The organism is Bradyrhizobium sp. IC4059, assembly GCF_020193615.1.
GTDB classification, from domain to species: Bacteria; Pseudomonadota; Alphaproteobacteria; order Rhizobiales; family Xanthobacteraceae; genus Bradyrhizobium; species Bradyrhizobium yuanmingense.
Map to the genome: position 1 here is coordinate 219,694 of NZ_JADYVH010000012.1, position 14,075 is coordinate 233,768.

12 protein-coding genes are annotated in these 14,075 nt (G+C 55.9%); 8 read left to right on the forward strand and 4 right to left on the reverse strand.

Annotated features, from left to right (window positions below):
* Nucleotides 1-8 precede the first annotated feature (8 nt).
* The 3 genes from I6F12_RS30920 to I6F12_RS30930 are packed head-to-tail and all read left to right on the forward strand — an operon-like array spanning nucleotide 9 to nucleotide 4,806.
* Nucleotides 9-1,301: an oligosaccharide flippase family protein gene (locus I6F12_RS30920; RefSeq protein ID WP_225157943.1), complete on the forward strand. Its 1,293-nt coding sequence runs from the start codon at nucleotides 9-11 to the stop codon at nucleotides 1,299-1,301.
* A complete protein-coding gene (locus I6F12_RS30925; protein ID WP_225157944.1) occupies nucleotides 1,302-2,612 on the forward strand; it encodes a hypothetical protein in 1,311 nt (436 codons plus the stop codon).
* 31 nt (nucleotides 2,613-2,643) lie between these two features.
* Entirely contained in the window at nucleotides 2,644-4,806 is a 2,163-nt protein-coding gene (locus tag I6F12_RS30930) for a right-handed parallel beta-helix repeat-containing protein (RefSeq protein ID WP_225157945.1), read from the forward strand.
* 1 nt (nucleotide 4,807) lies between these two features.
* Here the strand turns inward: I6F12_RS30930 and I6F12_RS30935 are convergent, their stop codons facing one another.
* Genes I6F12_RS30935 through I6F12_RS30945 form a run of 3 tightly spaced genes read right to left on the reverse strand, consistent with a single transcriptional unit; the run spans nucleotide 4,808 to nucleotide 8,159 of the window.
* Nucleotides 4,808-5,539: a hypothetical protein gene (locus I6F12_RS30935; protein WP_225157946.1), complete on the reverse strand. Its 732-nt coding sequence runs from the start codon at nucleotides 5,537-5,539 to the stop codon at nucleotides 4,808-4,810.
* A gap of 29 nt (nucleotides 5,540-5,568) precedes the next feature.
* On the reverse strand, nucleotides 5,569-6,603 hold the full coding sequence (locus tag I6F12_RS30940) for a glycosyltransferase (RefSeq protein ID WP_225157947.1): 1,035 nt from the start codon (nucleotides 6,601-6,603) through the stop codon (nucleotides 5,569-5,571).
* Between the two features lie 56 nt (nucleotides 6,604-6,659).
* The gene (locus I6F12_RS30945; protein WP_225157948.1) at nucleotides 6,660-8,159 is read right to left on the reverse strand and encodes an undecaprenyl-phosphate glucose phosphotransferase; all 1,500 of its coding nucleotides are present in this window, start codon (nucleotides 8,157-8,159) and stop codon (nucleotides 6,660-6,662) included.
* 262 nt (nucleotides 8,160-8,421) lie between these two features.
* On the opposite strand from I6F12_RS30945, the gene I6F12_RS30950 reads away from it, so the two are divergent.
* The 4 genes from I6F12_RS30950 to I6F12_RS30965 all read left to right on the forward strand — a co-directional run bounded on the left by I6F12_RS30950 (nucleotide 8,422) and on the right by I6F12_RS30965 (nucleotide 12,538).
* Nucleotides 8,422-9,411, forward strand: coding sequence for an ABC transporter substrate-binding protein (locus I6F12_RS30950; RefSeq protein WP_225157949.1), 990 nt, complete (start codon nucleotides 8,422-8,424; stop codon nucleotides 9,409-9,411).
* A gap of 219 nt (nucleotides 9,412-9,630) precedes the next feature.
* Complete coding sequence (locus I6F12_RS30955; protein WP_225157950.1) at nucleotides 9,631-9,903, forward strand: hypothetical protein; 273 nt, start codon at nucleotides 9,631-9,633, stop codon at nucleotides 9,901-9,903.
* 292 nt (nucleotides 9,904-10,195) lie between these two features.
* A complete protein-coding gene (locus tag I6F12_RS30960) occupies nucleotides 10,196-11,170 on the forward strand; it encodes a GDP-L-fucose synthase (protein ID WP_225157951.1) in 975 nt (324 codons plus the stop codon).
* 60 nt (nucleotides 11,171-11,230) lie between these two features.
* Nucleotides 11,231-12,538, forward strand: coding sequence for a WcaI family glycosyltransferase (locus tag I6F12_RS30965; RefSeq protein ID WP_225157952.1), 1,308 nt, complete (start codon nucleotides 11,231-11,233; stop codon nucleotides 12,536-12,538).
* A 96-nt stretch (nucleotides 12,539-12,634) separates the two neighbouring features.
* Here the strand turns inward: I6F12_RS30965 and gmd are convergent, their stop codons facing one another.
* Nucleotides 12,635-13,726, reverse strand: coding sequence for a GDP-mannose 4,6-dehydratase (gmd, locus tag I6F12_RS30970; protein WP_225157953.1), 1,092 nt, complete (start codon nucleotides 13,724-13,726; stop codon nucleotides 12,635-12,637).
* A gap of 221 nt (nucleotides 13,727-13,947) precedes the next feature.
* Between gmd and I6F12_RS30975 the strand changes: the two genes are divergently transcribed.
* The coding region (locus I6F12_RS30975) for a sugar phosphate nucleotidyltransferase (RefSeq protein WP_225157958.1) at nucleotides 13,948-14,075 on the forward strand (128 nt) is incomplete at its 3' end.

The window sequence follows — 14,075 nt, forward strand, 5'->3', positions numbered from 1 at the left end:
TGTGAGAGATGATGCCCCAAATCAGGAGAGCTTTCGATCAGGCTCCATCATTGATAAATGCTGGTTTGCGGGCCAGTGCGATCGTGCTTCGATTTTCGTTGATTATTTTCATTACTCGTGAGGCAGGCCTTGAAGGAATCGGTGTTTACGGTGTGGTGCAGTCTTTAATCGCCCCCTCTCCAGCGGCATTGGGGCTTGGAATTAACTATTTTTGGGGACGCAACCTAGTTCATGCCTCGCTGAGCGAAGCTAGCTTAGCAGTCCGAGATCGGATGATCCTTTCGTTGCTCGTATGCTCTGTGATTTCCTTGATTGTATTCTCGTCGGCGTCTTGGATCGATGTGCGCTTCAGCGGCTTGTTGCCGGAGATAATTGGGCTGTGTTTTCTTGAAGTGATTGGGAAAGATATCCACGTTGGGCTTAATGCGGTTCGACATTCTCGCACCGCAAATCTTCTGTACTTTATTCGGTCGTCTGCTTGGGTGCCCCTAGTGCTTGCCGGCCATTTTGGATTTGGCTGGTTCTTTTCGCTCAAAATCATCTTTGATCTATGGATTGGTTTCACCATCGCCAGTTACATTGGCGTTCTGGCCCTCCTTCTAAACTGGAACCCAGACCTCATTTGGACCCGACCTAAGCTTGGTAGCTACCTAATTATCGCGCGGAAGGGGTGGTACATCTACCTCAACGAGGTCGTTCATGCGATAGCCTCGAATCTTGACCGTTACATCATCGCCAGCGTTCTCGGGCTCCGGGAGGTTGGGATCTATAGTTTCTTTTGGGCCTTTTCGAACACGGTGCTCACTTTGGTAGATGCTGGAGTGGTACAAACTGAATGGCCTGAGCTAGTTCGAGCGCGCCGCAACGCCGGAAGCCACTCGGATTGGAGCAAGCTTGCGAGAAGGTATGTGTGCCGAGTGGCGGTCTTCGCGCTTTGTCTTTGTTCATTAGCTGCAATTGCAGCCTACTTTTCGGCGCTATCGGTCAAAGGGAATGAAGTGCGCCCTTATCTTTGGTTGTCTGTTGCAATGGCATCTTGTCAGTGGGTCGCTGTACTTTCCGTTGCAATGAACGCTGTCCTGGCAAGCGCTCGGGACGACAGATTTGTCGCTGCTAGTAACCTGACTTTTTTCCCAATCTACATCGCGTTTCTGCCGGTGGCTGCAGTATTGGGCAGTCTTCCTGGGGTCATGACTTTCATCTCTGCACTCACCCTTATCTTTCTTTTGATTAGAACAAAGCGAGTTGTGTTACTCATCCGTGCAGCCAGCACCTCTGCTGCACCCCAGCGAGCGTCGTAGATGAGCAAAATGAAACCAAGCCCTCATGCATCTCGGGGTCCAGGGTCAAGCACGATCTTGGGGGTGGCGCTATTCTTTTTCCTTTTTACCTGGGGGATCAAGTTTGATTTTGTCCTGGGTACAACTCCGCTCTGGTTCTATGTGTCGATCCCACTATTCCTGATCTGCATTGGGCGTATCGGGGCATTGACCGGATTTGTACTTGTTGCTGCCACAACGTTCGCCTTGTTGCTGTTGCACCTCTACGTCGCAACGGAGCTTACTGGCATGTCATCTGCCGGAGCGGGAGTCGATGTCAGGCACATCGGAATAGCAGTCTTTGCATCTGTGACGGTTGCATGTTTGGCGAAGGGTGTCCTGTCAGTCAGTTCGTTCGAAGAAGCAATACTACTTGCGGTGAGGATATTCTTGCCGATCCAATTGGCGGTAATGATTGCCCAAACTGTCTTAGGTTATTCATCCGGTAATTCTCAGTATCAGCACTACTTTTTGCCGATCGAACGACAGGGAGGAATCCTGCGAGAGCCCTCTCACGTTGGTATCATGTTGTCGATTCCGATCTCGATCCTTCTGCAGTTTCCTCGCCGATGGATTGCTGAGATGGGATTGTTGCAATCAGCCATTCTCTTCATGATTGTGGTGCTTTGCCCTTCAGCCACACTAATTGTCAGCGTCTTCTTGAATGTTGTGGTTCTGCTCGCGCGAAGCAATCGCGGGCGGCTGGTTCTGCTTGCAGCCATGATTGTTGCTCCTTCCCTATTGTCCATTGCATATGTGTTAAGAGATCAGAATCCTATCTTCGAGCGGATCATCGACCTCTTGGATATTCTTTCAGGGAGGATCAATGGGCATCAGAACGTATCTTCGATTGTATATGCTAAGAGTGTGTACGTGCTCCAGCGGGTGATGGAGAGCTATCCCTTTGGATTTGGGCTGGACAACTATATCTTTGCGAATTGGACGTACGGCTTTCAACTAACGACGGCTTTCGGCAATATAAATGAGAGAGATGGATCAAGCGCTGTTCTGAAATTTTTAACAGAGTTTGGTGGAGCGGGTTTGCTTTTATTCTTGATTGTTTTGGTGAAGCACACAAGGGATGCATTCGGGAGTGGCCCGCGCAAGATGATTGGTGCCATCTTCTTGAACCTGCTTATTGGCAATGTAATCCGCGGTGCTGGATACTTCGATGGTGGTTTTTTGCTTGCGTTTGCCGGAGCGTTGACAGGAAACCTCGCCTCGCTCCATCGCAGACCTAGAAAGATGATGAGGATGAAGACCGCAGTTCAGGTCGGCGCAACACCAAACTGACTGAATGAGCTTGCGACGGATACGCAGTGAGATGACTTTGATTCTCAGAGCGAGCCTCACCGTAGTTTTCAGCTTGTTTTGGGTGGTTGCGCAAGCAGCCGAACCGAATCCGCCCGGTCAGGTTTGCGAGCAATCTCTATTTGTCTCACCTCTGGGGTCAGATGAGTGGTCGGGAACATTGGCTGAGCCGAATGCTGGCCTAAACGATGGACCTTTTCGTTCACCCAAGAAAGCGCTGGAACGCATGGCGTCGTGCTCAGGGCGCTGGATGCCCGCAGCTCAACTCAGGCGAATTGTTCTGCGCGGCGGCCTCTATCTACTCCCGGAGCCATTGGCAATAACACCAGCTATTGCAGGCGCAGGAGCGCCGCCGCTTCGAATCGAGGCGTACGATGGTGAACGGCCGATTCTCAGTGGGGGGCGCATCCTTGACAATTGGAAGGTAGGAGCTGACGGGTTTTGGCGCACGAGGCTTGAGGATGTAGTCCGGGGCAAGTGGAAGTTTTCGCAGTTGTTCGTTGATGGTCAGAGAAGAACACGTCCTCGCTATCCGGCTCAAGGGTATCTAAGCGCGGTCGGTCCCATCGATCCAACCGAGGCGGCTGGAGCACTTGGGCACAATCGGTTCAAGTTCAATCCAATCGGTTTCCCAAGCGACGCACTTCTGGGCCAGCACGCGGAGCTGCTTGTTTTTCACAGTTGGACGACGTCAAGGCTTCCTGTCGCCCAGATTGATCGGACTTCTTCCATTTTGACTGCCCACGGGCACACGTTCACATCTAACAACAATGGAAGAATTAGAGCCGGCGCACGGTATTTCTTTGATAATGTCGCTGCCTCCGAGTTGCAGGCGGGACAATGGCATCTAGACCATTCAACCGGAGAGTTGACCTATGCGCCTTTTCCTGGCGAATCGCCGCTGGCTACACAGGTTGTAGCGCCGCTGCTGCCCACGCTGCTGCGGATTGGTAATGCCTATGGTGCAAAGGAGTTAGTTGGGCGCATTGAGTTTCGTAACCTAGTTTTTGAGCACACTAACTGGAACATGCCAACCAACGGCCGTAGCGCTCCACAAGCGGAGGTGGGCCTGCCTGCCGCCGTTGAAGTTGGCGCCGCTCAGGACATTACTTTGGATCATGTCGGCGTCATCCATACAGGAGCTCATGCCATTTCGATTGGCTCGTCTAGTTCTCGTATTCGGATTCAGAATTGTGAGTTGAGGGATCTTGGAGCCGGCGGGCTCCAGATCGGAACTCCTAATATCGGGGCTGCGGTGCCGCCCCCTCAAGATGTTTCGCCTGCGATCGACCGAGATAGGGTTTTTATCTCCCGCAATCTGATCTCGGCCGGCGGTCGCACCTCACCAGGCGCAGTAGCAATTTGGGTCGGCAACATGGACAACGTGACCATCAAGGAAAATGAGATCCATGACTTCTATTATTCCGGGATTTCTGTTGGTTGGACATGGGGATATGGAAAGAGCGGAGCCCACCACAACACTATCATTGGAAACCACGTTCATCAGATTGGCAAAGGCGTGTTAAGCGACCTTGGCGGAATCTATTTACTCGGCTCGAGTCCTGGTACTGTCGTCGCGAAGAATGTGATTCATGATGTGGATGTGCACCAATATGGCGGTTGGGGCATCTATGCTGATCAAGGAGCTTCGTTCCTAGATATATACGACAACCTAGTCTTTCGTACGCGTGATGGCGGTTTTCACATTCACTTCGGTTTTGCCAATGAGTTTCATAACAATATTATTGCGCTTGGTGAGCGATCCGAGGTTCGTTGCTCGCGTCAAGAGCAACACCTATCAGTTCGATTTCGCGCTAACGTCTTTTATCACGAAGCAACTTCTCCCGTCTTTGTGGGGGAATGCAACGGGGGCAGTTTCGCCTTTGAGCATAATGCCTATTGGCGGACCAGCAACGTCAGCCAATTTTATCCAGGGCTTCCAGCCTTGGCGAACTGGTCGATGGGGGACACGTTTCGGGACCGAGATTCGATTGAGGTAGATCCCAAGTTTAAGAATCCGACGAATGGCGATTTTCGCGTCGAGAGCGACTCGCCGCTGCGCGAACAAAATTTCGGTCCAGCAGAGGTGCCTGCCTCAATAGCGATTGCTCCTCAATTGACCTCCAGGTTGCCTCAAGTACCAGATACCTTTGAGGGGCGTCAGCAGAGACAGTGAACTAATAGAAAGCGACTTCGGAAAACTTCCCACTTGCAAAGACGCTCTGGCACTTTGCTGCCGAAACGCGTGTATACTGAAAGCTGATTTTTTCGTGCAGAAGCCAGTCTCTGATCCTTTCCACTAACGCGCTCTCGCCTTCCCGTTCTGCATCGTCCACCACAATAACAAAGCCCTCTCGATCAAGCCGATCGAGAAGGGGCAGGGCGCCGTGACGAGAGTAGCGACAGTCCTTCTGCCACGCGACAGGCCCATCGATCAGCAGAAGATCTATCAGGTCAGGGATTGCAGCAGCTCTAAGGTCGTACCCCTTATACCGATATGGCCCATCTGTGCGTTCAACAAGGGGCAGGCACTGAACCTTATGGGTTACCAGCTTGCCGACGCTATTGCCCCAAAGGGTATCATGTTCAATGGTGTTGATTTCACCGCTGACGACGCCCGTCGCCCGCAGCGCATTCAGCAGTAGCGTGGTCTGCCCAGCGCCCAACTCAAGAATCGATCGGAATTGAAAGGACCGCGTCGCACGCAGGATCAAATACAGAAAGCTATAGTTTGCTGCAGCGCCAATCGGATAAAACTCATCGTGAATGCCAATTCGAGCAGCATCCCTCGTGAAGATATGTTGATAGACCGCCTCTAACTCGGGCCGCGTCGTGCCTCTTAAGGCGCCTCCGAAATATGATAAGTACTTACGTGTAAGGGCGATGACTGCTTGTTTGAGTTTGGACAAGCTACTCTCCTGCAGCAGTGGATGATCCGTCAACCCACACTCACTTTTTCAAAAAAGTGCTTGTAATTTCGTGCGACGACCTCTGGCTCTGTGGCCTCGAAGAACTCCCATCGAGGCTTCAGTTTGAAGTCACTCAGGTATGCTTGAAACTGCTCCCATGGAAAGTGAGCAACATCTGGGTCCACTAGCAGCGCGTAGTTTCTAAACAGCTCTCGATGAACGGGAATGTCTGATAGGATCAGGGGCCTTCCAAGCTTGGCCGCTTCCGCTGCCGCCATATTGAAACCCTCAAACAGTGATAGAGATATAAAGAGTTCTGCATCAGCCACTAATTGGAGCACCATCCTTTTAGGAATAAAGCCTGTTGAGATAATCACCTCTTTGGACAGTCCATGGCTGCGCAGCAATGGATCGATTTGGGAGTGCCGACCAGTCAAGACCAGCTTAAGATCTGGAATGCGGCGGCGCATTTGGCTGAACATCGCGAATGCTTTGTCGATGTTCTTATGCGGATAGGAATGGAAGTTCGCAATCGCGTAAGGAGATGAGCCAATCGCCTTTTTGATTGCTGAGTCGACAGGAGACCTATCTACTATCACGGGGTTGAAGATGACCTTGTGACAAGCTGGCTCTCCGAACACGCGAACAAAGTCGGTTTGCGTCGACTGGCTGATAAAGACAATTCCAGCGGCACGTCTCCGAGCGATTCGGTAGGAGCATTCGAGCAGGAGGCGTTTGGGGGCCGAATGAAAATGAGGATAAGCTCGATACTGCAAGTCGTGGACGAGAACCACATTGCGCGTCGATGAGCCGGGGAGGGGAAGAGTAAAATAGTTTGGAAAGAATAAAATAACGTCTTTCCGAAAATGCTTCAGTTCTAAAGAGATTTCTTCTGAGAATCTCCGTAGAACTTTCGCATTCGGATGGCTTGTAGATGGGAAAGCTTCACTAAAGTGGGGCAGCCCTGCTCGGAAAGCCTCGGAGAGGTTATGCGCCACATCAGCAACTCCGCCGGGATTCTTAGTGTAGGCGAAGTTATGAGACATAATCACGGGTGCAGTCATAGATGGCAGCGTACAGGCATTTGCATGGCGCGAAGGAGTTCGCGCCTCCTTAGCTGTTAGTAGGCCGTTGGTTTGGTGAAAGTAACAGCGATGGTTCGCACCAAGATCATGAGATCAATCGTAACGCTCCAATTATTGATGTACCACAGATCATACTCCACGCGCTTCTGCATCAGGTCGAGCGTGCGGGTTTCTCCGCGATAACCATTAACCTGGGCCCAGCCGGTGATGCCGGGCTTGACGTGGTGGCGGAAGGCGTAGTTGCCGATGATCTGCTCATATTCGGTGTTGTGGGCGGCCGCGTGCGGGCGGGGGCCGACCAGCGACATGTCGCCCTTGAGCACGTTGAGGAGCTGCGGCAGCTCGTCGATCGAGGTCTTGCGCAGCCATTTGCCGATTGGCGTGACGCGCGGGTCGTTCTTCTGCGCCTGCTGAATCGTCGGGCCGTCCTCGAGCACGCGCATGGTGCGGAACTTGAAGATCCTGAACGCGCGCCCGCCGAAGCCGTGGCGGGTCTGGCGGAAGAACACCGGCCCCGGCGAGGTCAGCTTGATCAGGAGCGCGGTCACCAGCATCACCGGCGCGAACACGAGCAGCGCAAGGCTGGCGCCGGCAAGGTCCAGCGCGCGCTTGAGCGCGCGTTCGCGCCAGGTGAGTGGGGCGCGGCGCAGCTCGGCGGTGAAGGTGTTGCCGGTGCCGACCAGCGGATAGCGCAGGAAGCGCGCGGTGTTGGGGTCCGGCACCAGATGCACGGGGAGGGGGAGGATCTTCAGCGCGTCCAGGATGCTGTCGATCGCATGCTGCCGGCTCCAGTTGATCAGGAGGAAGACGTGCTCGATCCGCTGCTCGCGCGCGTAATTGATCAGCTCCTCGAAGCGCGGCGCCAACGAGGACAGCAGCAGCGGCGAAGCCAGCTCCTTGGCCGGGATCTCCATCACGCGCATCAGGCGGTAGCCGTGCTGGCCGAGGTCCTCGACCGTGTTGGACGAGGTCGCAAGGCCGAACTCGGCGATCAGCAGCGCCCGTCCGTTGGCGAAGGCGCCGGTGCGCAAGGCATGCGCGGTCCAGCGCGCCGCCACAATCTTCCAGGCGAGCAGGGCGGCAAGGCCGACCAAATAGAACGAGATCGTGGTGCCGCGGGAGAACTCGTCGCTGACCTTCATGGTGAAGGCGATCGCCAGCAGCGCGCCGAACAGGAAGGTCCACGTCGTCAGCGTCATCCGGAACGTGCGGGCAAGGTTGGTGACGGTCTTGAGGCGATAACCCTGCTGCACGATGGTCAGCAGGACGAAGTTGATCGCCACCAGCACGCTCGCCGCCGCATAGACGTCCGCCTTGCCGAGCGTGCCCGCCGTGATGACGTGATACCCGACTGCGCAGCCGATGCCGCTGACCACGATCAGCGCCGCATCCACCACCGCCAGCAGCCGCTCGACCACCACAGGTCGCAACCAGCTCGGCGCAAAGCCTGTAGATGCCGACGCAACCGGCTCGACCAGCCGGATTTCCGTCGCAGAATCAGCGACAGGCACCGGCCGAGTAGAAAGAATTGTCATCCTGCCAAATCCATTGACGCAAAATTCATTAGCCCGAACAAGCCGTGCTATCGGGCAAAATCGCTGTTAGAACAAGGCGAAGGAAAAATTAACCTTACCCCACAAGCGTGCATTGTAGCTCATCTCGCCTCGACTGATATGTTAAATTTCACAACCCGTTAGGAAGTCCTCGTTGCCTCGTACCCAGTCCCGGCGGCGATCCCGCTCGAGCGGGAAGCGCTACCTCGCCATTGGCCTTGCGGCCGTCGCTTTGGCGGGACTTGTGCTTCTCCTTCTGCGCCCCGATGCGGCGCCCCTCCGAGCTCCAACAGCGTCCAGGCCCGTTGCAATCAAGCTCCTCCTTGATGGGCCGTATGGCGCGCGGTTTGCCGGGGAGCTCGCCGCATCGAGGCAGGGATATTTCTCCTCCCGCATCGAGGTGTCGGCGCAGCCCGGTCCCGACTTCGTCCAAACCATTGCACGCCAACATGCCATCGGCGTGACGAGCGGCCAGAACTTCCTGCTGGCGAGCTGGCGCGGCGTCCCCGTGACTGCGTTTGCCGCAAGCTTCCTCGATACCTCTGTCGCGATTTTCACGCTCGAAAGCTCCGGCTTGCGGCGGCCGGCCGATCTGGTCGGAAAGCGGATCGGATACCGCAGGGCGAGTGAGGGAGACGTCGTCTTCGATGCCATGATGGCGCAGCTCGGGCTTCCCCGAAGCCAGATCACCAAGGTGCCGGACCGCGACAGCTTCGAAGCCCTGCGGGCCGGGGAGGTGGATGCGATCATCGCCGCCATCGACGAGCAGCCGGATCCCACCAGCTCGGCCTTCGTGAAGCTCAACGTCATCAAGCCGCAAGACTATGGTATCCATGTTCCTGGCCTAGTCTACTTTGCGAGCAATAGTCTCGTCCATGAACAGCCATCTATGATTGCCGACGTGCTTCAGGGCCTCATTCGAGGATGGCAATTCACCTACGCGGACTATGCACGGAGCGTGCCCGTTCTTACGGGTACCGGACCGGCTGGCCTGAACCCTGAGCGGCTGAAGTTCGAGCTGCAGCAGCAGCGCCCGCTGGTGCTGCCGACGGGCGGCCGCATCGGCGATTACGACGAAAGCCGCTGGCGGACGCTTCGGGATATCCTTCTCTTCGCCAAGCTGGGCGAGGAAGACGTGCCTTTGGCTCAAACGGTCAGCTACCAGTTCTTGCGGGATGTGTACCGCCGTTCACCCGACCTCGCGGCTCCAGGCGCGTGGAGCCAGGACAAATAGGAAAAAAATAGGACCAAGAAGCCACACTTGCGCGCTATATCGTCCCAAAAGGCGCCTGGCCGCCCCGGCATCGGTTGCATTTTCGTCGGTGGCCTTGGTAAAGTTCGGTTCACTATTTGGGCTAGTTGCGGAGTGGCTTTACGGACCGTGACGTTGGTCGGCTGGGGTCTGGCAAGCGCGGGTCGGGGTTCAAATCCGCAGGGGCGAGGAGCTTTTTAGATGTTCAAGACGTTGATGCGAGCAGGTCTTTTGACTGCAACCGTTACCTTCTGCGCAGCGAGCGGAGCGAACGCCGCAATGCAGATGCCCGCGCCGGCCGCCCTGCTCACAGGCGAGAGCCAGGTGACGCCCACTACGTTCTGGGCGCAGCCGTATCCCTACCGGTATGTGCCGCGGCGCCATTGTCCGTTGGTGCGGGTCGAGACACCCTATGGCTGGTACATGGATCGCGTTTGCGCGCCGGTCGGTCCGGTCCTGCGTCGGGCGTACTGAGATCGAAATAAACCGAGCGGCGGCTGCCGCCTGTCACCGATCGTTTTCAAGGCAGTCGCACAATTGATGCGGCTGCCTTGCTTGTTTTTGTTTCATTGTGTGCCGATCATTTGTGCGCGCAGCGCAGGTTCACCATGAATATCTTTGTCGGGCCGGGGCAGGCTGTCGCATGGTGAAGATTGTGTTAGCAGTTCGGCGGGGCTGCATCTGCAGCGTGATAGCGTAAAGCGACCGGTCGCCGGATCTCGCCAGGTGGTGCGATCCAGCCAAACCGATGCTGATAGAGGGTACGATGACAGGGGCTTCAACCTACGATCTCACGGCCAAACGTGTCTTCGTTGCGGGTCACCGCGGCATGGTGGGATCAGCTGTCGTCCGCCGGCTTGCATCGGAGAACTGCACCGTGCTCACGGCTGATCGGCGCGAGCTGGACCTGACGAAGGAAGAACCCACGCTCAAATGGCTCGAGGCCAATCGCCCGGACGTCGTGGTTCATGCCGCTGCAAAGGTCGGCGGTATCGCAGCCAACAACAATTTCCCGGTCGACTTTCTCTGCGACAACCTCGCGCTGGAATTGAGCGTGATCCGCGCAAGTCACGCGGTTGGTGTGCAGCGCCTGCTGTTCCTCGGCTCGTCCTGCATCTATCCAAAGCACGCCAAGCAGCCGATGGCCGAATGCGAATTGTTGACAGGACCGCTCGAACCGACCAACGAGTGGTATGCGATCGCCAAGATTGCCGGCCTCAAGATGTGCCAGGCGTATCGTCGGCAATATGGCGACGATTTCATCTCGGTGATGCCGACCAATCTCTACGGCCGCGGTGACAATTATCATCCGGACCATAGTCATGTGCCGGCCGCATTGATCCGACGTTTCCACGAAGCCAAGCTCGCCAATGCACCCAGCGTTTCGGTGTGGGGCACCGGCACGCCGCTGCGCGAATTCCTCAATGTCGATGATTTTGCGGATGCCTGCGTTTTCCTTCTGAAGAACTATTCGAGTGACCAGCCCATCAATGTCGGCACGGGCGACGAATTGTCGATTGCCGAATTCGCGACCACAGTCGCGGAGGTGGTGGGCTACGGGGGCAAGCTCGCGTTCGATACATCCAAGCCTGACGGAACGCCACGCAAGTTGCTGGATAGCTCGAGAATCCGAGCACTTGGTTGGCAGCCGAAAGTTGCCCTGCGGACAGGCCTTGCAGCCGCCTACGCAGATTATCTTCATGGCTACGGGCGTCATCTGGAAGTCGGCGCAACGCGCTGAGTAGACTAGTTAGATTGCTAGAGATTTTTTTATTCTGAAGTTTGAATTGGGGCGGGCTTTATGCGTGTTCTCTTGGTCGGCATCAATTATGCCCCCGATCTGATCGGTGTGGCGAAATACAACGCCGAGCTCTGCGAAAGTCTGGTCGCCGAAGGCCATGAAGTCAGAGTGATTACGGCGCCTCCCTATTACCCCGCCTGGAAAATCCCACCTGCATTCAATTCCTCGTACTTCAGATCGAGAGATGTTGACGGAGTTCGAGTAACGCGTACGCCGATTTATGTGCCCGGACATCCCTCTGGCGTCAGACGGCTAGTCCATCACGCTTCATTCGCGCTCACGAGCTCGGCCCCGGTTCTTCTTGAGGCGCTGTCCTGGCGGCCCGACGTCATGATCGCTGTCGCACCTTCGCTGATGTCGGCAGCCTTCGTCTCGTTCGTCGCTCGTCGCGTCGGCGCCAAATCATGGCTTCACGTGCAGGATTTCGAGGTGGATGCGGCGTTCGATCTTGGTTTGCTGCGCAATCCTTCTCTGCGAAAATGGATGCTTCGAATCGAAGCGGCGATCCTCAAATCGTTCGACAACGTTTCAACCATCTCTCAAGCGATGGTAGAGCGGTTGAGGATCAAGGGATTGCGGCCCGACAAAACCGCGGAAGTGAGGAACTGGATCGACACGACTGCGATTTGCCCGGGGCCTCGAGCGACCAAATACCGTCAACAACTGAGCCTGGCTGAGAGCGATATCGTTGGACTTTATTCCGGCACGATGTCCAACAAGCAGGGTCTTGAACTCGTGATCGAGGCCGCGATTGGCCTGGAGCGAAGTCATCCGCATATCCACTTCATCCTTGCAGGCGAAGGGCCTCACAAGATGAGGCTCGAGCAGCTTGCAGCCGGACATCGCAATATCCACTTTCTCGGGCTTCAGCCCAATGACAGCTTCAATCAATTGATGGCCACGGCCGATTTCCATCTGATTCCGCAGAAGGCCGAGGCCGCCGATCTCGTGTTGCCCTCGAAGCTCGGCGCGATCTTCGCATCCGCTCGGCCGGTCATTGCGATGGCCGAAGAAGGCACCGGCCTCGCGGCGGAAGTCACGAACGCGGGCCTCGTGATTCCGCCAGGAGATTCGTCGGCTCTCGAAATGGCAATTTGCCAGCTCAGCGACGCGCCCACCCTGCGTGAGCATTACGGCGAAGAAGGAAGAAGGCGAGCTCTTGATCGCTGGGATCGACGCACGATCGTGCGCCGGTGGTCGGAGGCCATGACAGGGCAGGGCAATGCGACAGGGCAGACGAGTGCCAGCCCGGCGGGCGCTGCCAACGATATTGGGCTTCCTGTGGGGGATGCCGTTCGGTCGCCCTGAGGCATTCGACAGAGTTGGATACGGTCCGAAAAGAATGAGCGCCGCAATGGGCGCTCATTTGCTTGCTTGAGTTGCTTGATAGCCGATCTATGAGAACTACTCGTGGCGCGGATAATATCTAAACCCGTGCTGCTTGATGAGTTCGTCGCGCTTTGCGGACCCGAGATCTTCCTTCATCATTTCTCGAACCAGGCTTTCGAACGACGTCTTGGGCTCCCAGCCAAGTTTCTGCTTGGCCTTTGACGGGTCACCAAGAAGCGTCGCCACCTCAGTTGGGCGGAAATAGCGGGGATCGACCGAAACGACGCACTTGCCGGTCTTGGCGTCATATCCCTTTTCTTCGACGCCGCTTCCATCCCAGCGGATCGTCATACCGACTTCGTTGGCAGCGACATTGACAAAATCTCGGACCGAATGTTGCACGCCAGTAGCGATCACGAAATCCTCGGGCTTGTCCTGCTGCAGCATCAGCCATTGCATTTCGACGTAGTCGCGCGCGTGTCCCCAATCGCGCAAGGCATCCAGATTACCCAGATAGAGCCTTTCCTGCAGCCCCAAATGGATGCGCGCCAAAGCACGCGTGATCTTTCTGGTCACGAAGGTCTCGCCGCGGACCGGAGATTCGTGGTTGAAGAGGATGCCGTTGCAGGCATACATCCCATAGGCTTCGCGGTAATTGACCGCAATCCAGTAGGCATACAGCTTGGCGACCGCGTATGGTGAACGCGGATAGAACGGCGTGGTCTCCTTCTGCGGGATCTCCTGGACCAATCCGTAAAGCTCGGATGTTGACGCTTGATAGAAGCGCGCCTTCCTCTCCAGGCCGGTAATACGCATGGCCTCGAGGATGCGCAGGGTGCCGAGACCGTCGGAATTGGCTGTGTATTCGGGCTCTTCGAACGAAACGGCAACGTGGCTCTGCGCCGCAAGATTATAGATTTCGTCTGGCTGCACTTGGCCAACGATCCGGATCAGGCTCGAGGAATCCGTCAGATCGCCGTAGTGAAGCCGGAAGGGCGGATCGGGCTCGTGCGGATCGAGATAAAGATGATCAATGCGGTCCGTATTGAAGAGGGAGGTCCGGCGCTTGATGCCGTGGACCTCGTATCCCTTCTGCAGAAGAAGTTCGGCCAAATAGGCGCCGTCCTGCCCGGTGACGCCGGTAATAAGTGCTCGTTTCTTTGTCATAATAATCTCAAGGTTCGGTAGGCCGTTCGTACTCGAAAACGAAGAGAATAGGGAGATGGGCTGGGTCAAAAAAGCAAGCTTAGATTAACAGCGTTGAGGTCTGCGCAATAGGCAACAGAGTCCTGCTGAGGCTATTTCGAATTTGTATTCCCAACGGTGAAATTCTGGCTTTATGAATGTTGTACGATTTGTGAATTGAATTTGGCCTGGAGCTTCAGATTTTGGACAAACGCATAATCCCCCTGATCATGTGCGGCGGTGCCGGCACGCGGCTGTGGCCCGCTTCGCGCGAGGTTCGGCCCAAGCAGTTCCTGCCGCTGTTCGGCACGCGCTCGACGTTCCAGGACAC

Coding starts and splice junctions, on each gene's coding strand:
- I6F12_RS30945 (WP_225157948.1), bottom strand. CDS start 8,159: ATGACAATTCTTTCTACTCGGCCGGTGCCTGTCGCTGATTCTGCGACG.
- I6F12_RS30920 (WP_225157943.1), top strand. CDS start 9: ATGATGCCCCAAATCAGGAGAGCTTTCGATCAGGCTCCATCATTGATA.
- I6F12_RS30925 (WP_225157944.1), top strand. CDS start 1,302: ATGAGCAAAATGAAACCAAGCCCTCATGCATCTCGGGGTCCAGGGTCA.
- I6F12_RS30955 (WP_225157950.1), top strand. CDS start 9,631: ATGTTCAAGACGTTGATGCGAGCAGGTCTTTTGACTGCAACCGTTACC.
- gmd (WP_225157953.1), bottom strand. CDS start 13,726: ATGACAAAGAAACGAGCACTTATTACCGGCGTCACCGGGCAGGACGGC.
- I6F12_RS30965 (WP_225157952.1), top strand. CDS start 11,231: ATGCGTGTTCTCTTGGTCGGCATCAATTATGCCCCCGATCTGATCGGT.
- I6F12_RS30960 (WP_225157951.1), top strand. CDS start 10,196: ATGACAGGGGCTTCAACCTACGATCTCACGGCCAAACGTGTCTTCGTT.
- I6F12_RS30940 (WP_225157947.1), bottom strand. CDS start 6,603: ATGACTGCACCCGTGATTATGTCTCATAACTTCGCCTACACTAAGAAT.
- I6F12_RS30930 (WP_225157945.1), top strand. CDS start 2,644: ATGACTTTGATTCTCAGAGCGAGCCTCACCGTAGTTTTCAGCTTGTTT.